We start from the raw sequence: 21,517 nt of genomic DNA, 5'->3' as shown, positions 1-21,517 counted from the left end.
TTTACTCAATTTTAGGCGATCTATATCTTCTTTTAGCTTTATTCATTATCCTTCTTATCGGATTTGTGGAGTTATGTCACAATATATATATATTTCTATTTATAATGTGTAACTGTAATTTCCATTTCTTCCTGCCTTTTCTTTTAGACTTTCAGGGTATTCTTCGGAACACCGACTCCTACATAGATAAGTTTTGTTTCCATAGGCACGTCTGTCCAGCCGGTGGGTGCCAGGTGCTTCCTGCTGACATCTATCTTTATGTCCTCTTTTTCAAGCCCTGCACTTACCATATAATCCATGACAAGCTGTCTTCCCATCTTTTCTGCATATTCCAGGGCATCGCTGTATATGTCAAATTTCTTCCTTTCTGAAGGGGAAAACACAATAAATTCGTTTTTCTTTTCCTGTTGAAGGGTACTTTCTATAACTTCATTCTCTGGAGCTATGTTGTATTCCCCCTCATCTTCAGGTTTTTCTTCCCTGGATTTGGGAACAAGTCTTGTTTTTATGAGAATCTCTACCCTTTTAATTCCTTTTCCAACAAGGGCGCCAACTGCATTGCCAACATCAGCGTGTTCAGGAACTATGAACTCTGCATTAATCAGTCTTCTCAGGTCTTCACCATATGCTCCGACGGGTCCTCCGAGAAGGACAACAGGAATTTCCACGCTAAAGCGCGTAAAGTTCTTTCCCATAAGTACTCTGTCAATCTCGTTTCTGGGCATTCCCTCTATCAAATATGCGATAAGGTCTTCGGCAATGTTGCGCGCAACCCTGCTCTTTACTTCAGCACTAAAAGCCTCCGGGCTTAGCTTCAGGGACCTTCCAAGTATGTAAGCCCCCAACCTTGCAGCTTCCACATCCCACTCGGTATATTCTCCAAGGACATGCAGGGCATCGGTGGGTGTAAAACCTATAGCCTGAATCAGCCTTTTCTGTATCAGTGACTCGAGTAGTAAAGGCGAGGGGCGTTTTTTCAGTGCTATTAGCAGGTCTCCGAAGGAAACAGGCTCTTTTCCTATATGCCTGTATATCTCTTGTTCTCCTGCTTTCAGCTCAATAGGCCTGAAATCTGTACGGACAAAAAATTTCGTTACCTGGATGTTTTCACAGAGATAACCTTTTGCTACCCTGTTATGCTTAAGTTTCTCCCTGAATTCGGGATATGTGACAGAGGCCCTGCAGAGAGGAATCACCCGGCGGGGGCCTAAGTTGATCCGGTCACCCTTAAGCCATATGTGGCTGTCTCCGCCGGTTGCTGAGGTCTCCATACGGAGAGCTTTTACGCGGGTCTGCCAGCCGCCGACGACCGCACCTGAGCTGCTAAGCTGTGGGAGCCCGTTTTGCATCATGGCTACGTCCGTACTCGTACCGCCAACATCAATCATAGCGCATGTTTCAAGCCTGCTGAGGTGAGATGCACCCACAAGGCTTGCAGCGGGCCCTGAAAAGATAGTTTCGATGGGTTTTTCCAGAGCTTCTTCTATTCCAACTACTGACCCGTCGCACTTTAGCATCAGCATGTTTGCGTTGATCCCGCGGCTTTCAAATTCTTTGATTATTGACTGGATAAACTTATGGGTAATTGGGATCAGTTGAGCGTTGAGAAAAGCAGTTATAGCCCTTTCATAGGCTCCAAGATCCTGGGACAGCTCATGCCCGCAAACAACCGGGTGCCTGGTAAGTTTCTTTACGGCTTTTTTGACGGCGAGCTCGTGCTCGGGATTTCGGTTGCTGAAGTACGAAGAAACCGCAAACGCAGAAACTTTGTCCTGTACTTTGAGAGCGAATTCCTCTACTGAATCAAGGTCCAGGGCTTTTAGTTCTTCTCCGTCGCTGTTATGCCCGCCGGAGATTGCTATCCAGTAGTCTGTTGGAAGTTTCTCCGGGATCACATAGTCTCCGACCATGATCAGCCCTACCGGAAATCCGGTGCTTTCCAGAATCGTATTTGTGGACAGAGTGGTGGATACGGATACGAGCTTTATATCCTTGAGATAGTCGAAATCCAGTTTATCGATTGCATTTTTCATTCCCTGCAGGGGGTCGGGGTAGGTCGTCAGGGCTTTGCTCGACTCAACTACTTTTCCATCAGAATCCCTTATGATAACGGCATCAGTATAGGTGCCTCCTGCATCGATTCCAAGACTGAAGTGCATTTTCTTACTTACCTCTCTTATAAATTGGATAGTGGCTTCTTCAGGTTTTCCGGAGTTATTAGTTTCCGGTAATGTTTAGTAATTGCTATTAATAACCTGGTCAGTTTTCTGACTCTGGTTTCTCGTTAGATTTCGTTACTGGTTAAAGCCTGTTATTATTGTTAAAGTCTGAATAGTTGTTAAACATGTAGTAGCTAAATGGATATCTGATGAAACCTGAGTAATTAAAGATATTTTTTAAAGCCTGTAAAATTTAAACGGATTTTCTCTGATCCAGGTCCGAACAGCAGGTAATTAATTGGACTAAAGTTCAAAGTCTAAGGTATCAAAACGTTAATTGTCGAACGTTATTTTCTCGCTTATTTATTGGCTGTTTTGTTATTGGTCATTTATACCACTATCTTTTTTCTTCCTTTCTCAGAAACGTTGATCTTTTTCTGGAAAGAACAATTTCTCTCAAGGGCAGGTTCTGCTTTTATAAGGGTGTATATACCCTACCCATAGGTTGTTTTAAGTCTCATTTCCACCAGGTCCGCAATCTCCGTAACTTCCTGAATGTTCAGAGAGTTATTTACAGTAATACAAGCATTGATTGCAATCCCGTTTCCTATTCTCCTTGTTTTAAGCTCTCCAGAACCCAGTACTCCTTCGGTTCTGTTTATTATCTCTCTGATCTTCCGATTATTTTCTTCATCAAGGGAAGCTTCTATGAGCTCGTTGGCAGTGCCGTAGAGGAGCTTGCCCGAGGCTCCGATAAGGTAAAGGCTTAAAAGAACTGCAATTAAAGAATCAGCTATAACCCCGTTTTTTCCGGGGAGAAACGTACATCCTATGCCCAGAGTAACAAAACAGGAAATAAATAAACTTCTGATATGAGCGTTTCTTGTATAAGAGTCAATTTCTGATGAAATCCCTTCATTTTGATTCCAGGTTCTCCTGTTAAAAAAAGGAACAATTTCTTTTGATATAAGGGTGAAAGCAGCAGCGTAGAGTGCAAACATTTCAGGGGTTTCAGCCTCTCTTCCCTGCATAAATATAAGTAGTTCTCCTGAAGCTAGAGTAAATGATTGTACTCCGGCAAAAAGGAGCATACATGCTCCGGCTCCCGTAAAGAGGGTCACAACTTTTCCATGCCCATAATTATGGCTCCAGTCTTCGGGTTTGCTGGAGATAAAAAGGTCAAGAAGCTTTACGGATTCACCGATTAACTCTGAAAAGGAACGAACTGCATCCGCGATAAGTGCTGTGCTGTGTCCCAACAGTCCCGCAACCAATTTGAAGAGAGTTAGTGCAAGACCAAAAAAAAGCCCTGTATATGATATGTTCCGGGTTTTATTCAAATTTTTGTCCGCTTTCATCCGAAACTCACCGTTATTGATTCTTTTAATCCTCCTTCATAAAGCGGGCCCATTTGACCGGATCGAAAAGTGATTACTTTATTATTTAAGTTATTTTAAAAATTTAATAAGACCTTGAAAGCCTACATTTTCCCTTATGTGGTACATAACGCAGCATTTTCAGCCACTAATATCAATAGATCTTGGAGAGGGTATGTATCTTGAAAACACAGATTTATAACCTGTGTTTTCGAGGGTTGAATTTTTTTTTGGGCTTTCTGTCCTGTTTTTGCCCTGCTGTTTTTATGGGATTTCGTAGGTCTTTTAGGTTGGTGTAGGTTTCTCTCAAATTCCGTTTTTTAATTCCGTTTTTTAATTCCGTTTTTTAATTCCGTTTTTTAATTCCGTTTTTTAATTCCGTTTTTTAATTCCGTTTTTTAATTCCGTTTTTTAATTCCGTTTTCCTTTTTACTGAGGGTGTAATGCTGTCATTACTTTATCTTCAGAGTGGAGCAACTGTCTTTCCATGGATTTCATTCATTACCATGGCAAGAGCCGTATACAGAGATCCAAGACCCATAATAAGTCCGACATATCCAGCCACTACAAGCAGCCCGGTACTTCCGGTTGCGTTTACAACGGCCAGCAGCATAAATAATATAAATAATGTTGCAAATACAAACTGAAGGGCTCTGACTCCTATCTTCATTGTAATGATTAACATAACAAAGGTGTACATACCCCAGACGGAAAGATATGCGGCCATAGCGATTCCAGAAGAGGCTTCAGCCCAGCCTATTGCAGGCATTACAAGCAGTCCTGCCAGTGAGAACCAGAAAAGGCCGAATGCGGAAAATGCAGTTCCTGCAAAAACATCTCCTTTCTTCCAGCACATGATTCCTGCAAACACCTGGGCAAATCCTCCCAGGAATATTGCCATGGAGACAATCATTGACTCCACTGGGTATACGCCTATGTAGCTCAGACTCAACAGAACTGCAGCGAGGCCCAGGCCGGTAAAGCCAAGAGGGGCAGCATTTGCAGTTTTGTCGACTATTGTGGTAGAAGTTCCTACGTTTTCGCTCATGATTATTCCCCTGAAGCCGTTTTAAAAAAAATTAAAAAAAAAGAAGTTTAGGGCTTAGAGCCCGTAGTTTTCAGGTCTGAAAACTGCAACTTCTTGTTTGTATTTTGTCAGGCTTTCACTCATGAACTTGTCAGCATCATCGGTAAGAGCCACAAGGTCGGCTTTAACCTTTGCAAGAGCATTGGTTTCGAACCTTGTAAGTCTGAGCTTGCCGGAGTTGATGCCTTCTTCTACAATGTTACAGCTCTCAATTGCAGCATTCTTGGCACGGAGGTAGTTGTTGTTTCCGTCCTTTGCAATTGCCTGTCCTACCTTGTAGGCATTTTCATAGGAGACAACATATCCCTGTGGGTCTCTGTACTTGTCAGAGAGTGCGAGGATGTCCCTGAGGTCCTTTCCCTTTCCGAGTTTCAGAGAGGTGTTCATCATTGCACAGTCGTATGCAAGGGACTCGGACCAGCACTGAACAGTGGTACCACCGAATTCACCGTGGTATTCAACGGATTCGTTGGACCAGAGGTCACAGCACTGCATGGTCACGTTACCCATCAGGTCAGAGTGGGCACAGGTTGAGGACTTACCTTCCTGAGCAATTGGCACACCGGAGATGGATTTTATGATGGTGTTTTCGTATCCGCAGTCCTTTCCTGGGCCAGTTGCACCTGATTCAAATCCACAGAGGGTCCTTCCTGCAGAGATTGCCCTTGCAACGATTGCAGTTGTGTGGGCAAGGTTCTTGTCAAGCAGACCGCCTGCGATGAACATTGCAGTGTTTGCCTGGGCACAGTCTGTGTCACCGGCTGCAACAGTTCCTGTCTTCTTTGCAATCTTTGCAATGTCGGTCCAGATCATTTCCATGTCCATGGAGCCGAGCACACCGATGCCGAAGAGGATACCTGCAGTGTCGTTTCTGAGGATGGAGTAGTCGAATACTTCCTTACCACCCATGCTCTCTACGGAAAGCATGTCTGCGCCGCTCTTGGCACATTCTTCAAAGGCTTCGAGGAAGACTGAATACTTGTCTCCTCTGAGCTGGAGGTAGTCACGGTCTTCACGGATGTCACCGATTGTGTGGCGGAGTGCGCACTTTATGCCGTATTCATCGTGGTATTCTTCCATGATGGTCTTCTGGGCATGTGCAACAGCGCCTCCCCATTCGGGGTTGTTGGACATCTGTTCGACGTGTTCGGTTTCGAGTACTATGGAAGGAGCACCGATCTGGACCATTCTTGCCATTACATCGGTGGTAATCCTTTCGTATTCCTTAATGAGTTTGTCTTTTGACTTGCCTGCCTGAGGTCTTGGGGCGTAGTTAATTTCAGGAGTTGTGAAGCCAGCACCGATCTCGAGGCCAAGCCCTGCCTTTACGGGGAACTTTGCGTTTCCGAAAAGCATGTCATCTGCTTTAGCGTAAGCCATTGAAGTGTATTTCTTTACCATTTTGCTACCTCCTTAGTGCTTGTGGAATTCTGCTCTTAACTTCTCAATGTCGTTCCCGCTGGCAAGGATTGCATCAGCAATCTTCACTGCGTCTGAAGCTTCTTCACCATAAACTCCGAGGTCATACTGTGCAACGAAGTCCTGGTTTACAGCACCGCCACCACATGCAAAGGGTAATTTTAATCCCTTTTCAAGGAGCTTGTCATTGATTTCCTTGAATGCATACATGGTGGTTGTCATGAGAGCAGTACCTGTAAGCATAATTGGTTTCTCTTTTACAACAGCCTCAATGACTTCGTCAACAGGGACATCTCTGCCCAGGTCAGTTACGTCATAGCCGGCTGCTCTAAGGAGGGCAGCAACAATGTTCTTTCCGATGTCGTGCACGTCACCTTCTGCAACATGGCAGACAACAGTGCCCTTGGGCTCGGGTACTTCGGTTGTCTGGGATTTGCAGAATTCAATACCATTCAGCATTGCGTCAGCAGACATCATAACATTGGGGAGGAAAATGATACCATCGTCGTAGAGCTTGGATACTACACCCATGCCTACCATCAGAGCATCATTGATAAGGTCGATTGGCTTTTTGCCTGCAGCGATTGCGGCTTTGAGTCCGTCAACCACGTCGTCTTCTTCTCCCTCATAGATTGATTTTGCAATCGGGTAGATGAGTTCATCCTTCGGGTAAAGCTCTTCTGCTGCTTCGTCAGGAGTCATTTCCTTTTCGAGGGCGACGTTGTAGCGTACTAATATGCCATCGATGTCTTCCAGTTTCAAATCCAACATATTTTAACCTCCATTTTAATGAAGAGATCTCGGATTGCTCAGATCCTTGATCCTGCAAGTTGCATCTCCCTGAACTTTCAGGTATTTCTTCCGAAATACTTTCTGAAACAATGTAAATGAATTCGAAAACCTCCAGGCCGAATTCGTTCCATTGTAGGGGTATGGATAACCTCTTAATATGTACTGGTTTACACAAAAGTGCTGAATTACAGTCTAATTCCTGTTTTTCAGGCTCCTTAGGAATTTTACTTATATCCTGGAGTTCAGGATTTCCAATTCCTCTTTTTAGGTGCCAATAGACCTTTTCTTCCCAGTTAACTCATGAAAGGTGCACTCCCTTACTATTCGGGAATTCACTTGCAGATTAAAGTTGGATTTCCTCGCATATACCCTCACCTGTGCTAATTTTTGCGCAGCTATTATTTTATAATTCCCGCTCTATTTTTTTCCGCAAATGATTTTATAAAAAAGAAGTGTTTTTTCGTCCCCATTGATTTGATCAATGGTATCAAAATTTATGGGGCGCTTATCCCCTTTTAAGGGATATCTCTGATTGCGGATATTGAAGGTATGAAAGGTTTTTATTTGAGCTATGGGGATTATCAAGTAGATTTGTTTTATCTGGAATTTTTATGAAGACAAAATAATGTGCATCTGGATATTTTCTTGAAAGGATGCAAGTAAGTTTTACATTCCCCATTATTTTTTTCTGTATTTCCAGAACTTTTATTTTCTCCCTATTATATTATCGAGATTTTTAAAGTTGGGGTATTTAAATTGTCCCTGATTCTGTTTAAATCCTATTTTTTGCCTTTTTTGTGCCGTTTTTTAAAATGTGGGCAAACTTTTCCTTAATAAGTTATTACATCTCTGCTTTAAATTTCTTCTTATGCAAACTTCCTTCTATTTCCCGTAAATTTATTGCCATCCCGATGCCAGGTTTTTCTGGACGGTTGAAAGAACATTTTGCCTTTCTAATGCAGGTCTCTTTTGGGCAAGGTGCGAGGACAATTTTATCATATATAAAGTTTGTGCATGTCCGGTCAAGGCTTTCCTGAACCGGAAACATATTTCCTTCAAAAGTTCTTCTGTTGAAAGGGACTTATTGTGCCCTGACGGTAGACGTGGTCGTTTTTTTCCACCTTTATATATGAAAGTTGACTGTCTTCCAGCTGTCCAGTTACCGTCGTGTCCACAGTTTTGATAAGTTCTTCCCTGGATACGGATGTTACCGCAGAGAGTATCTTAATCCTTGATCGGGAATTCCTTTCTTTTTTAAGGATTTCAATTTCGGGTTTTTCATATGCTGAAGTCACACTTCCCTTTACAAAATCCTCTTTGTGTGCAAAGGAAAGTTTGATATGTCCTGTAAATTCAGGGTTCAGTTCTGTTACTCTATTTCTTATGCCGTCCAGGATCTGCCCGGAAACAGAAACCGCTGTTTCAAGAGGTATTTCCTGTGAAATTATCTCGAACTCGGTTGAGTAAGCTGAAACTCCGGACATTTCAATTGAGTTTCTCGCTTCACTAATTGTTTTATTCTGGCTGCTTCTCCTGATCAGACAGAACAGTTTGTCCAGGGCTTCTCCTCCTTGCCTGGCTGAGAAATGAACTATCCGCGCTGTTGGGTTCAATTTGCGGAGAAGCAGGCATGTCTCCAGAAGTTTTTCAGGCCCTATGAGGTCTACTTTGTTGATACCCAGAACCTCGGCATCTTCGATCTGATTTTTAACAAAATTCTGCAGATCTCCTACATCCGAGCCCAGACGGCAGGGGTCCACAAGATTTACTATTGGAGTGAATCTCATATCCGGGATACCCATGCTTTCTATATTACTTTTAATCTGTCTTGGAAAGGCTATCCCTGTAGGCTCTATTATAATAGTATCCGGACGGTAGGAAGTTATTAGGTTTTTTATGGTGTACTCCATACTGATCCTAAGAGTGCAGCAAACGCATCCGTTTGTAATTTCTCTGGTTTCCACTCCCCCTTCCGAGACAGTGTCACCGTCTATCCCTATCTCTCCGATCTCGTTGACAATAATTGCTATTCGTTGCCCCTGTGCTCCAAGGTATTCGATCAGTTTTCTTATTGTAGTAGTCTTCCCGCTTCCGAGGAAGCCGCCGATTATCATACACTTCATGGCTCTGCCACCTTCCTCATGACTTGAATTAAGGATTGGACATTATTACTGGAATATCTCTGTACTGTCAGCAGTATTATTATAGTCCGACAATGTTTAATTGTCCTGCCTGACGCATTGATCAAAGCAGGAGTACTGCACCCTTTCCTGCCTGGAGGTTTTCAGCAGTAAAGGGGCGTATAGATCCCTGATTCGGGTTTCCAGCCTTCATTTTAAACCCTTCAAATGGCAACAGGGTCTAAAAAGTACCTTTTACCTGTGTTCTGATACTCTTTTTGTGAGGGGATTGAGGGTTAGAGTACCGGGACGTTTTTCCGTCTGGCAATCGTCCGGTAAATGGCAAAACCGGAGTATCTTACCTTTACAAAATTTTTATGGACACAGCCCCCCTCTCGGAAAGGCACCTTTAAATGGCAAATCCGCACCTTTCCGGGAAGAGTATTGTAGGTCTAACTTTAGCTGGTGGTAGTTCACTTTTCAGTGAATATGACAACAATGCTCACGGAGAGGGAGTAGCATTGTTATCAGCGTGATATTTTTGAATTTATCCGGTTCTCCCTTGTTCCGGATTTATGCTTGCATTTTTGGCTTATCTCTTTGGGACGATCTCATCAATCCTGAGCACGTTTTTTGCCGTCTCCGTGCCTGCTATTATGGCGAGTTTCTTGACAGTTGCCGAATCGTATACTTTCGGCCCCTGATCAGTTACCTTTCGTGAGAGGTCTATCCTTGCCTCTATTCCTCTTGAATATGAATTCTTCATCTGCGCCATTGCATCAATTGCATTCATTCCCATATTTCTGGCAAGAATCGTGGGGATCTTTTCGAGGGCTTCTGCATACGCCTGGACTGCAAGTTGTTTCTTTCCGGCCTGTGTTGCCGCAAACAGCCTGACCATGTGCGCCAGTTCAAATTCTATTGCCCCTCCTCCATTCACGATTTCCCTGTTTTTCATAAGGAATGCCGCATTATTCAGGGCATCATCAACAGCCTCTTCCACCTTGTCAAGTCCATATTTGATAGGTTCCCAGATCATGATGGTGGCTATTGCCTTCTCTTTCACGGTGATGAAAACAAAGTTTTCCCCGTTTTTCTTTTCAAGTCTTATACTATCTGCTTTTCCGAGGTCGCAGGGGCGAATCTCGTCCTGAAATACTTTCAGGGTTGTGCCTGTAGCTTCCGAAAGTTTTTCGAGGTCTTTCGTTTTCAGCTTCTTGAAAGCCAGCATCTCATGGTCCCTGAGCAGAGTTTCTATGTAAGGGTCGATATCTCCTTCACAGAAGAGCACGTTTGCTCCCGAATCAATGATCTTTCGGGCAATTTCCCCGCACATCTGCTTTTTTCTCTCCTCAAAAAGAAGGGAAGTCTGTACAGAATCCATTTTGAGGTTATGCTGGGGGTTTAGGTATCCGCTTTTTATCTTGAGGTCATAATTTATGATAAGGACTGCAGGGTCCTGAAAACTTTTCGGCATATCTTCCCTTGCCGGGTTTTCATCCATGATCAGGCCTTCTATTGCAACGATTTCCGATCCACCTTTCTTTTTGAGGATTTTGATGTTCCTGTTCAGGTCGAGTCTTCCTGCCTGCTTTTCGCTCAGGTGCTTTATTACTTGAAGGACGATGTCCGTAACAGCTTCTGCCTGCTGCCTTTCAATCCCTTTTCCTGTTGCCGAGCACATTATTGTTGTACGTATGTCCTCTTCTGATGCCTGCTTTATACTGTACTGCAGCATCTCATACGCTTTTTGCATGGCAAGTTCGTATCCTTCTATAATGATTGTCGGGTGTACCCCTGTCCTGATAAGTCTTACAGCGTTTTTAATCAGGTTGCTTGCAAAAATCACAGCTGTTTTTGTGCCGTCTCCGCAGGCCTTATCCATCGATTCCGCAAGTTTTTTAAGGGAAGTTACGATCGGGTGAAGCACATCCATTTCCTTTAAGATGACTTTCCCGTCGCTTGTAACGAAAATATCTCCAACAGGGTTTACTATTATCTTGTTCATCCCCTTCGGCCCAAGGGATGAGCCCAGCAGCTCGTCAATCTCTATGGCTGCCCTTTCAAGCTGGTCGATAAGCTCTTCTTCTTTTACCGGCTCGTCGATAAGGATCTTGTCCCTAATCGTCCGGGCTAGTTTTGCCATTCCGTCCTGGCTTTCTCTGTTAGGGCTTGCTGGTGTTTTTAGTTCGCTTGCCATGTCCTTTCCTCATTTGCTGCTGTTTCTGCTGTTTTTGACCTGCCGGAAGTCTTATTTATGGCGGATATTCTTCCTTTAGCCAAAATTTAATCTGAATCTCTGATCTCTTTCAGGCTTTTTATCCGGGTTTTTAATAAATCTAAAAATTAAGGGGGTTTGAGGTTTTACCGTTTTTTGATTGGCTTTTTTGGGGTGTTTGCCGTTTTTTGATTGGCTTTTTTTGGGTGTTTGCCGTTTTTGATTGGTTTTTTTGGGTGTTTGCCGTTTTTTGATTGGCTTTTTTGGAGGTTTTGCCGTTTTTTGTTGGCTTTTTGGAGGTTTTGCCGTTTTTTGTTGGCTTTTTGGAGTTTTTGCCGTTTTTTGTTGGCTTTTTGGAGGTTTTGCCGTTTTTTTATTTAAGATTGAAACTTTTACCGGATTATTTTTTATTTAACTTATTACTGAATGTCTGATGATTCGGAGAGCCTTTCTGTGCATTCGAGGTAGGTCTCAAGATTTTCCATTGTAAAGTCTACTTCTGTGGGAATATCGTAACATCCGGAATCCGTGTATGTATCTATATATTCTCTTTCTGTGGACATATTGTAAGATCCGGAATCCGTATCTATATCTGTAGATTCTAATGATCCGGGGGATAAGTCTGATTCATATTTTAGAGGGTTTGTTTCAATAATTGAATAACAGAAGAGGAACTTCTGAGATGAATGGTTCAGTTCCAGATTGTAGATTGCAGGGTGTAAAGGGCTCGAATAAAACATTTTATTCTCAGGGGTGGGTATTTTCTGAGGTCTCATCCAGTTTCACCTCTTTTAACAGGGGTATTTGAAAAGGTCCACTACTATTTTCTGCGGGAAATATTTCGTTTTTCGGCCCAAATGTGTTTTTATTCGTTTTTTATTCTCTTTTTCCTTCCTTTACAATGCTTTTTCTATCGTTTTTAGTTCGCTTGCACTTTTTGAGGTAAAGGGTTCAGGAAATACTTTCGTTTTTATTCCCGTTTTTTTCTTGTTTTTCTATTTTTTTCTTCCTTCCAATACCTTTTTTATCGTTTTTAGTTTGCTTGCAATTTTTGAGGTAAAGGGTTCAGGAAATACTTTCGTTTTTTATTCCCGTTTTTATTCTCGTTTTTTTCCTGTTTTTCTATTTTTTTCTTCCTTCCAATGCCTTTTCTATCGTTTTTGGTTCGCTTGCACTTTTTGAGGCAAAGGGTGCAGAAAATAGTGAGAACCCGGGTTTTATTGTGATTAATAAAGAGAGGATGGGTTTGAATCCCATCCCTTACCTGGCAATCCAGGCTTGCTTTTTTCTTCGGAAATTCAACGGGTTTAGCCGATGATTTTCTTGTAGAGTTCAGGTCCCTTCTCTGCAACGGTATATGTCTGGGCAGTGATGGTGTCACAGGGTGCTCCTGGTGGCACTTCACAGCCGGTTGAAATCATGTACTTGGACTGCATACCGTTCTCTTTGAGAGTGTTCAGGACGCTTTCCTGGAGAGCCATGGTATCTGCCTTCATCTTACTGATACCTTCAGGGCTGTTGTCTAGGAACAATATTGGGCTGACCTCTCCACCGAACATAGTTTCTTTTCCGTGGGTGCTGATCAGGTACTTGTGGTCCTTGGATCCCTTATTGGCCTCGTCGGGGTAGAAGGTGTAGCTGTAGTACTCCGTGTTCCACTTGCTTATGAGATCCCAGTGGGGGACGTCGGCACAGTTGTGGATAACGACTGGCTTGTTGTACTGCTTGTAGAGCGGGGCAATCCTGTTCTGCATGATCTGGCCTTCGGACTTCATGTATTCGTCAGCGCTGAGGATGACGTTGTTTGTCCAGAGGTTTACTATACAGAGGTTGTCGGGCTGGGCTTCTTCGAACATGCCCTTCATGATTTCTTCTACGTAGGTTGTGGTCTTGTCAAGGGCTTTGAGGACAACGTCAGGGTTGGTCCTGAGGTCGGAAAGGACACGGGTTGCTCCCATAATCTGGGTCAGGGCTACCATTGGACCTTCGATCAGAGCGGTCATGGGTGCGCCGAGGGCGTGTGCCTTCTCTGTTGCAAGCTTGTTGCCCTGGATAAGGTTGTAGGCACGTGTACCTTCCTTAAGGTCGGGGACTTCCATTTTTTCGTAGTCTTCAAGGTGGCCGATTGCTGCGGGGGTGTCTTCTTCAGGATATCTTACAGTTGTGCCGAAATCTGCTGCATCAACACAAAGGTCGGTCAAGCCGACGAAGGTATCCATATTGAAGTACTTGATTCCCGCTTCGACACAGTCTGCATACTTTTCTGCACTTGTTGAGTAGTCTTTGTAGGAGCAGGGCACGAATTTCCTGGAAACGCCGCAGGCGAGAGGTGCTACAGGGAGCCTGTCGACTTTCTTGTCCTGGAAGGCAGAGCCAAACCTCTCTGCTTTGGTCATGGTTTCCTTAAACTTCGGGACCACGGAGTCGAATTCGGCTTTGACTTTCTCAGCAGTTATGAGGCCGATATCGATCTTTTCCTTGCCGCCTTTCTGTGCGAGGGATTCTTTGTACTTCATCTTGCTTGCTGCAATTGAGGAATCGCTCCATAAATCGGCAGGAAGCTCGCTTACAAGTGAACTAAGAGTTTCGACTGCTATGCTTGCATCACCGGCTGTGCCGTCTGCGCCAATGCTGTCTGCAAAGGTTTTGGAAATAGGCGCTCCACCGATCATGACAATCATGGAGTCTCTGATGCCTTCTTCCTGAAGCTGTTCAATAACGGTTTCCATACCACCCATTGTTGTGGTCATCAGAGTGCTCATTGAGATTGCAGTTGCCTTCTTCTCCTTTGCGGTTTCTACAAATTTATCAAGAGGCACGTCACAGCCAAGGTCTATCATGTTATAACCGGCTGCAGTCATCATGGTCTTGACAAGGTTCTTGCCAATATCGTGCACGTCTCCTTCAACGGTACCGATGATGACATTTCTGGGGACGGAGGTTCCGTCTAGTTTAATGTAAGGGGTAAGGATGTCCATTCCGGCATACATCGCATCTGCTGCGAGCAGAAGGCTGGGGACAAAGGCTTCTCCTTTTTCGTACATATCACTGATGATCTTCATGCCTTTTGCAAGGCCTTCAACTATTGCTTCGTATGCGTCCAGGTTTTCATCGAGGGCTTTTTGTGCAAATTCTTCTGCAATTTCTTCGTCGCCTTCAACCACAGCATCCATTAAAGCATTCAGAATGTCTTCTTTTGCCATTGAAAAATCTCCTTTTTTTTAGTGAAGGACCCAGACAGCCAGTTTTCTTCCTACTCTTCCGGATCTCCATCTTTTTTTACTTAGATCGTTAACGGGTTCCACAGCCCGTCAATTCCCTAAATCCACTAATTATACTCCTTAATTCACAAGATGGCCATTCACCTGAAAATCAGAATCTTTCGGCTGCGGTACAGGACCGAAATTTCGCCTGAATTTAGTCAGGTTATTCTTTCCTTTCAGGTTTTGGTCACTAATGAATGATTGACGTAAATGTATATAGCTTAACCGACAATGTTTTTTGATCTATAAGCAGTTTTTTATATCCCTGTGAAATATAGTTCTCCTTATATTTTGGATGGGCCTGATTTTTATTTGGCTTCTTATTTTAAGGTCCTGGAAAATTTGTTGTTTCTTTATAGTTTGCACTAACAGCCTTTTTGCAAACGTGATATTTTTTGTCGGAGTATGGAAAATTCCTTCTTATTGAAAAACAGAGACTATTTGAAATTGTGATGGGGTGCAAAAAACAAAGGCATTAAAAATTTGAAGGTAATGATCTCGAAGATACAGGCTGATAAACCACAGATTTCAACTGGTTTTCTGACCTCACCTATGCCAACTGACCTTCTGAACTGACCTTTTGAGCCTATCACATTTATATTATTCGGTGAATAAACAGACATTTTGTTTTTCAATATTGTGAAAACAGTAGAATATGTCTGATGTTGGCTTTATATTTTTTGATTCTTTACTTATTATGATACTTTAAATATAATATCTGTAATGTTATTCTGCTCAATATTAAAATGTAAATATAATCCATATCTGTAGTTTATGTTATGCTGATCATAATCTATATTTACATATAAAGCTATATCCATATATTATATCTGTAATATAATTAATATTATTTTAATCTAAGAGACCCCCCACTTTTAGATTCTAATTTCATATTGAAGGTATGTTGATGCTCACTCCTTTAACTCAGAGGGGTATACAACAAGAGATTAAATTTCAAAACGCTTTATTATATGTGTTAATAATAATTCATCCTGGTAAAGTACTGGATTTCTCCAGTAATGCCTGGCTAAATGTTGAAGCTATCCTTCCCGGAGGAGTGAGGTGGGTTTATGGGTATGGCTCCGGAAAACGGTAGGTTGAATTTAATATAACAGGTTCATGCTTGGAAGCTGATAAACATGAGTACTCTTATAGACTTGATTTTCTTCTCTGAAAAAAGAAAAAATCTCCTTGTCCAGTTAGCTAGTGGGCCAATGCATATTGATGAGATCAAGGACACCCTTAATGTAAAGGCATGTGCGGTAATGCCGCAGATAAAAAAATTGAAAGATATGGATCTCATCGTGCAGAAGGGAAGTGCCTATGAACTCTCGGATATCGGAGAAGTTATAGTTGAGAAGATGCTTCCCCTTAATACGCTTCTTGATGTTTTTGATGGAAATAAGGATTACTGGTCAAAACATGACAGGTCTCCAATTCCAAAGCACCTGATTCAGAAGATGGACATGCTGGGAAAATGTACTTTGGAGGAGCCTGATCTGGACCACCTTTTTGAATTCCCAAAACACCTGGAAGATAGACTTTATAGCTCTAAAACCCTCAAGTCATTCTACTCTTATTTCTGTCCTGATTGCCCTTCGATACAGGCAAAATGTGCAGAGGATGGGGCCGAAGTGCACCTTATTCTCGAAGAAAAGATCTATAATAGGCTGAAAAATGATTTTGAGGATGAATATAATACCTGCTTGAACAATAAGGTTTCACTTTACATCTATTCTGGAAAATTAAGGCTATCTTCTTTTATGGTTACGGACTCTTTTCTGATGCTGAAGCTCTTTGGAAAAGATGGAGAATTCGACCACAGGAAGATCATGAGTTTTACCCCTAGTGCTCTGGAATGGGGCAATGAACTTGCCCAATATTATGTGGACCACTCCGTGAAAATCATTTAAATATTTTATCAGCTGTCGGCCAGAGACATTTCTGGCAATTATTTACACAGCCAGGCGGGAATTTTTGGGAAAACTATTTTTGAAAAAGAAGGAATAAGAATGTTTTTCTCTTACTCGCCCTTTCTTTTCTTCTTATTTTTTCCTGCCTTCAACACTCACGATTTTTTGTCCATGTCCATGTTCGTGATGTCCATGCTTCTGGTCGTGTTCATGATCATGTTCGTGTTTGGCTTTATGCACGTCTATTCCCCTTTTCTCAAAGGTTTCCTGTACCGAGCTGTTCACAGAATCTTTTAGAGCTTCCTTCTTAACATTTGAGACTGCTGAGAGGATCTTTAATGTCGGGACAGCTCCTTCTTTTGATTTTATGATCTCTTCCTGGGGCTCTTCGTAATAGATAGTAACGCTCTGCTTTACGGTTTCTAGCCCGTTGTCCAGAAAGAGCTTGATATGCCCTACAAATTCGGGGTTTAGCTCCAGAACCTTTTCTTTTATTGTGTTCATTAATTCAGTAGTGAGCTCCCTGGTGGTTTCCTTGCTCAGGCTTTCTCCGTCTTTAATTGCAAACTCTGCAGCATAGCTGCCAACTCCGGAGGCTTCGATGGAATCTTCGGTTTCCTGAGCTTCGGGAGGTCTGGACTTTTCTTCTGTGATGGTTACTTGAGTTTTTTCCGGAATTTCTTTGATATCAGGGAGAACAATCTGCATGAAATTTTCAAATATTTCCCCGGTATCCTTCCCCGAAAGCAGAACCACTCTGGCTTTAGGATTCAGTTGCTGTACTGAAGCTTCCAGAATGGGAATCCGGATAGGTTCGATCAGATCTACTTTGTTTATTCCCAGAATCTCGGCATCTATAATCTGCCTCATGGCAAAGTCTTTTACCTCTTTCATTAGATACTTGAAGCGGCTGCCATCGATCAGGGTCACAAGGGGAGCGATTTTTACCTCCTCTCCAAGATTCATAAGTTCGACTTCGTTCCTGATAATGTGTGGAAAAGCAATTCCTGTGGGCTCGATTAGCAGGATATCGGGTTTGTATTCAATTGCAAGAAGGGTGATTGTGGTCCTCAGCCCAACTTTCAGAGAGCAGCATATGCAGCCTCCTGTGATCTCTTTGGTATCGAATCCGAACCTTTTGATCACGTCTCCGTCAATCCCTATTTCTCCTATCTCATTTACGATGATAGCAACTTTTTTTCCTTTTTCTGCCAGGTATTTGCCCATATTGATAATGGTGGTTGTCTTCCCGCTTCCCAGGAAACCTCCAACAACAATAACGTCCATTTTTTCCCTCCGTTTTCTGCCGCTTTCTACTTATTGTCCCTTCATTTTTTATCATTATCGAAAAGTGTAAACCTTCAGACATCTGATCCGGATATATAAGCATCAACTTTTTTATTCTTAAAGTATATTGTTTTATCCCTCAATAGGGGGTTATCACAATTCTTTTGTTTTTCTCAAATCCTTTTTTGGAGTCTATTTCCTCTGGGTTTATTCTGGTCTTCAGAGTCTAAAATACAACAAATATATGAGGTTAGGCAAAGTCACAAATTAAAAACAACCGAACAAACTTCGTAGGTGCAAACAAAAAAAGAACTCCAGTCTTGAAGGAATATATTTAAACTTTACTCGCTAGACGTCTTATGACCACGGAATATGAAGCAGAAAGCCCGCAAACTTTAGTTCACGAGCTCTCCACTTTTTTTCAGTTTTAATAAGTTTTTCTTACCTTCTTTTTTCCTTCTCAGTTGCCTGCAACAGTCAGGTTTTCCCATTTGAACCTGTCATCCGGGCAAGCATGCAGACAGCGCTGGCAGTTTGCTCCGTCACAGAGGTCGGTCCTTATTTTTATAGTCCCGCCGTCTTCCACCCTGAGAGCTCCGGTGGGGCATACCTTTGCACACGTCTTGCAGTCTGTGCAGTCTTCGATGACCATGGTAAGGTAGGTCCCGACTTTCTCAAGCACTTCGAGCCCTTCTTCTCCGAGTACAGGAATATCCCTTTCAACCTGGCGGTCGATTTTAAGGTTAGTTGAAGGCTCGCCGATCCTGGGGAGGCTTTTCTTTTTCAGGAACTTCTGGAGCATCTTGAATGCCATGCCCTCGTTCCAGTAGGCAAGTTCAAGCATATAGGCTTCCTTAAAGGCTTCGGAGGTCGCGAACATCACATGAGTGCCCACTATTTCCTTTGCAATTGCCTGCAGTTCCCAGAGCCTGTCTTCAGAGAGCAGGATTTCCCGGGCAACGGCCAGGGAGGTGTTTCCTATCTGGGAAACATAATTTGCGTTGAAAGGGATCATCCCTACCTGGTGGGCTTTTTCAGCATCCATATAAGTCCCGGCAGCTCCTGACATGTGAGCTATCTTGAGGTCTTCCATCTCAATGCCTGCAGCTACACAGAGGGTAATGTGCCCTGCCCGAAGTGCTCCGATGGCTCTTCCGGCTGCTGTAAGGTCTTTTTCCGTAAACTTGATCCCATCCTGAAGGTGGATGATGCCTTCAGGAGTCTTAATTTTTGGCAGAACTATCAGTTTATTCCTTATTCCGGTTTCGATAAGGGCAATAACTCCTGTCCCTGTTATGCCTTTTGCAGTGACCTCTCCCTTTTCCACGACGTCCCCTGTCTTCGGGTTTACGAGATCTCCCATGGCGGGGTTCATGTCCCTGTCGAGCACGTAACAGCGCAGGTTTTCTCCTTCAAATTCGACATCGCTGATGGTATGCGGGGATGCAATGGATCCGTATTCGATTTCCTGGCCTTCGAGAGCTGGCCCGGCGGCAGCCGATCCGGTGTAAATAATCCCTTTTGATTTCAGGGCCATTTCGGCGTTTGTCCCATAGTCCGTAGCGATCGCAATTTCATCACTTTCGATCATGCCTGCCTTTACTATAAGGGCAAGTGCATCGGCTCCGACCTCGTGTTTTATGGAAGGGGGCACAAACAGTTTGCAGTTCTTAAACTCTTCAAATCCCTCTATTTCGGTCAGAGGTATTACCCGAGCGTCTCTGTTTTGTTCTTCAATATGATACTTCTGTTTCTTACGCTCGCCTGCGTATGCCAGGTCTTCAATGGGAATTCCCTGAAAGATAGAAAGCTGGATCGGGTTTCCGCAGATTGAGAACTTCTCCATCTCTTCGGGTTTTACTCCGAGTTCCGCAATGATATTTTTGACTGCTGTTGCCGAGAGTCCGTGGGCTTTGTCAAGCCCGTAATGGATTGCAAAGTCAAGGTGGTCCATTACGTTTGCTCCCGGTAGGGGGTTCCGGAGAGTTATCACGGTTTTCTTAATTTCGCCTTTTTCCAGGTCAATTTTCTGGGCCCTAAAGCCACTGGTTCCCAGGTCAATTGCAACTCCTGTTTTCATATCTTAACCTCCTCCAAAAAAGTTTAAGACTTACTTAACTAATTATCTCAGCATTTATTATTTTTAATAAATTTTGATAATTTTGATGATAAATAAGCTGTCCCAATGAGTTTTGCTGAATCATTTGCCTGGATCGAGCCTTCTGAACTAACAGCCTGTTAGGGGACTGGCTCTGGATCTCCTCATTTTTGAGGTCCCGTCCTGGCAAAGTAAAAAAATATGAATCAGGGCAGAACATCCCGAAGTTCTAATTGTTTTAGAGCTCCGGGATTTGCCTGTAAAAAAATAAAGAATTTCGTGCTTTTTCAAGCGTAATATTCGTTTCTTGCTGCGACCATGGCTTTTATGTTCTCGAGTGGGGTCATGGGTGCAATTCCACAGCCCGGTGCGAGCACATCGATACCGTCTGCAAGAGCCTGCTTGGATTCGGTTTTGATCTTGTCAACAGGTCCGGGCAGCAGGGTGAAAGGACTGGAGATGTTTCCTATTAACCTTACTCTGGTTCCGATGACTTCCTTTGCCTTCTTTACGCTGCCAATCTTTTCTTCAACGCTGAGGCCTTCAAATCCGCAGTCTGCCATATAGTCAAGAATTGAGTTAACGTTTCCACAGATGTGGAGGATGGTTACGGAGTTCACGCCGGCAGAGAACTTCTGCAGCCTTGGCTGGAGATACTGCTTGAAGGAATCAGGGCTCATGAGGTCAGGGGAGGCGACAGGGTCTGCAATGGCAATAATGTCTGCACCTGCTTCGACCATTGCGTTTGCATAGATAATTGAAGCTTCGGTTGCGAGATCCAGAACCTGTTCGAAGAGGTCAGGTTTTTTAATGGACCATTTCATGAAGGATTTTACACTTGAAAGGTCAGAGGCGACAGTGATAGGGCCTTCCATACCGCCGATGATTGGGACATCCGGACCAACCTTTTCTCTGATGATCTTGATTGCTTCAAGTACGGCTGGAATTCTGCCTTTCTGAAGAAGGTCTGCAGGGACTGCTGCGCCTTCAAGGTCTTTGGGGTAGGGGTGACCGGTAACAGAGGGCTGCCTGTTCTTGGTACCCATATTGATCTCACAGCCCATGGCTTCGACCAGGACGGTAAGGCAATAGGGGATCCTTACAGCTTCAAGTCCGCTGAGCTCGTAGTTGGCGAGTGACAGTTTTGCCATAAGTTCAGGGTTGCTGTGGGATTCAGGCCAGGGGGCTCCGACTTCGTCCATGAGTTCTACAATTCCGGTCTGGGTTACGGAACAAACAGGTGTTTTGTCAACGGGCTTGCCTGCAAGGGCAGCTAAAAGTCTTGTTTTAAGTGTGAATTCGCTCATATCGGTCATACCTTTTTTACTATTATCCGTAGAGATATATTTTAATTCCAATTTAATTGTCTACTTGACAATATTATATAGACCTTTTCAATCCAAAATGTTTCACACTCCAGACTAGAGTATCCAGAGTATGCAATATATTAAAAAACTGTAGGTCTTACTAATGAATGGGATCAGATAGTACTTTCTGAATCACCTTTTTTGTCTCGCCTGAGCAGGAGTGAGAATAACGGTAGTAAAAATAATTCTCTAGCTCCTCAATTGAGTTAAGATGCGATGATTTTTTTAGTTAACAAATTATAAAAGCTAATTGCCGCGAATATTTTTTTGCCTTTTTTTTAATAAATCCCATCATAAATTTTGACTATATTATCCTGGTTATTATTTCTTCCAATCTTTTTCCATCCCTTTTTTTCTATGATCCGGTTTTGTAGGCACCAGGCGCTCTATTAAAGACCAGCCTCTGCTAATTGATTAT

General features: G+C 43.1%; 14 protein-coding genes. 1 reads left to right on the top strand and 13 read right to left on the bottom strand.

The window, feature by feature from the left end; genetic code table 11:
* Nucleotides 1–143: 143 nt before the first annotated feature.
* The 10 genes from PHF18_RS00280 to PHF18_RS00235 all read right to left on the bottom strand — a co-directional run bounded on the left by PHF18_RS00280 (nt 144) and on the right by PHF18_RS00235 (nt 14,374).
* Complete coding sequence (locus PHF18_RS00280; protein ID WP_300097002.1) at nt 144–2,159, bottom strand: hydantoinase/oxoprolinase family protein; 2,016 nt, start codon at nt 2,157–2,159, stop codon at nt 144–146.
* 494 nt (nt 2,160–2,653) lie between these two features.
* Entirely contained in the window at nt 2,654–3,517 is an 864-nt protein-coding gene (locus tag PHF18_RS00275) for a cation diffusion facilitator family transporter (RefSeq protein WP_300097000.1), read from the bottom strand.
* A 481-nt stretch (nt 3,518–3,998) separates the two neighbouring features.
* Nucleotides 3,999–4,583: an acetate uptake transporter gene (locus PHF18_RS00270; protein ID WP_300096998.1), complete on the bottom strand. Its 585-nt coding sequence runs from the start codon at nt 4,581–4,583 to the stop codon at nt 3,999–4,001.
* A gap of 54 nt (nt 4,584–4,637) precedes the next feature.
* A complete protein-coding gene (gene mtaB / locus PHF18_RS00265) occupies nt 4,638–6,023 on the bottom strand; it encodes a methanol--corrinoid protein co-methyltransferase MtaB (RefSeq protein ID WP_300096996.1) in 1,386 nt (461 codons plus the stop codon).
* Nucleotides 6,024–6,035: 12 nt separating this feature from the next.
* A complete protein-coding gene (gene mtaC, locus PHF18_RS00260; RefSeq protein WP_300096994.1) occupies nt 6,036–6,812 on the bottom strand; it encodes a methanol--corrinoid protein MtaC in 777 nt (258 codons plus the stop codon).
* Between the two features lie 862 nt (nt 6,813–7,674).
* Complete coding sequence (locus PHF18_RS00255) at nt 7,675–7,881, bottom strand: hypothetical protein (protein ID WP_300096992.1); 207 nt, start codon at nt 7,879–7,881, stop codon at nt 7,675–7,677.
* Nucleotides 7,882–7,888: 7 nt separating this feature from the next.
* The gene (locus PHF18_RS00250; protein ID WP_300096990.1) at nt 7,889–8,956 is read right to left on the bottom strand and encodes a GTP-binding protein; all 1,068 of its coding nucleotides are present in this window, start codon (nt 8,954–8,956) and stop codon (nt 7,889–7,891) included.
* Between the two features lie 589 nt (nt 8,957–9,545).
* A complete protein-coding gene (locus PHF18_RS00245) occupies nt 9,546–11,153 on the bottom strand; it encodes a TCP-1/cpn60 chaperonin family protein (protein WP_300096988.1) in 1,608 nt (535 codons plus the stop codon).
* 437 nt (nt 11,154–11,590) lie between these two features.
* Nucleotides 11,591–11,947, bottom strand: a complete 357-nt coding sequence (locus PHF18_RS00240) for a hypothetical protein (protein ID WP_300096986.1) — start codon at nt 11,945–11,947, stop codon at nt 11,591–11,593.
* 531 nt (nt 11,948–12,478) lie between these two features.
* Nucleotides 12,479–14,374: a uroporphyrinogen decarboxylase family protein gene (locus tag PHF18_RS00235; protein WP_300096984.1), complete on the bottom strand. Its 1,896-nt coding sequence runs from the start codon at nt 14,372–14,374 to the stop codon at nt 12,479–12,481.
* Between the two features lie 1,199 nt (nt 14,375–15,573).
* Here PHF18_RS00235 and PHF18_RS00230 point away from each other — a divergent pair.
* Nucleotides 15,574–16,347, top strand: a complete 774-nt coding sequence (locus PHF18_RS00230; RefSeq protein WP_300096982.1) for a winged helix-turn-helix domain-containing protein — start codon at nt 15,574–15,576, stop codon at nt 16,345–16,347.
* A 132-nt stretch (nt 16,348–16,479) separates the two neighbouring features.
* Here PHF18_RS00230 and PHF18_RS00225 read toward each other — a convergent pair whose 3' ends face one another.
* The 3 genes from PHF18_RS00225 to mtaA all read right to left on the bottom strand — a co-directional run bounded on the left by PHF18_RS00225 (nt 16,480) and on the right by mtaA (nt 21,039).
* Nucleotides 16,480–17,634: a GTP-binding protein gene (locus PHF18_RS00225; protein ID WP_300096980.1), complete on the bottom strand. Its 1,155-nt coding sequence runs from the start codon at nt 17,632–17,634 to the stop codon at nt 16,480–16,482.
* A 460-nt stretch (nt 17,635–18,094) separates the two neighbouring features.
* Nucleotides 18,095–19,714, bottom strand: coding sequence for a methylamine methyltransferase corrinoid protein reductive activase (locus tag PHF18_RS00220; protein ID WP_300096978.1), 1,620 nt, complete (start codon nt 19,712–19,714; stop codon nt 18,095–18,097).
* Nucleotides 19,715–20,019: 305 nt separating this feature from the next.
* The gene (gene mtaA, locus PHF18_RS00215; RefSeq protein WP_300097289.1) at nt 20,020–21,039 is read right to left on the bottom strand and encodes a methylcobamide:CoM methyltransferase MtaA; all 1,020 of its coding nucleotides are present in this window, start codon (nt 21,037–21,039) and stop codon (nt 20,020–20,022) included.
* Between the last annotated feature and the right edge of the window lie 478 nt (nt 21,040–21,517).

Origin of the sequence: Methanosarcina sp., from assembly GCF_028693135.1 — an archaeon.
Lineage (GTDB): Archaea > Halobacteriota > Methanosarcinia > Methanosarcinales > Methanosarcinaceae > Methanosarcina.
This window is presented reverse-complemented; position numbering and strand designations above follow the sequence as displayed.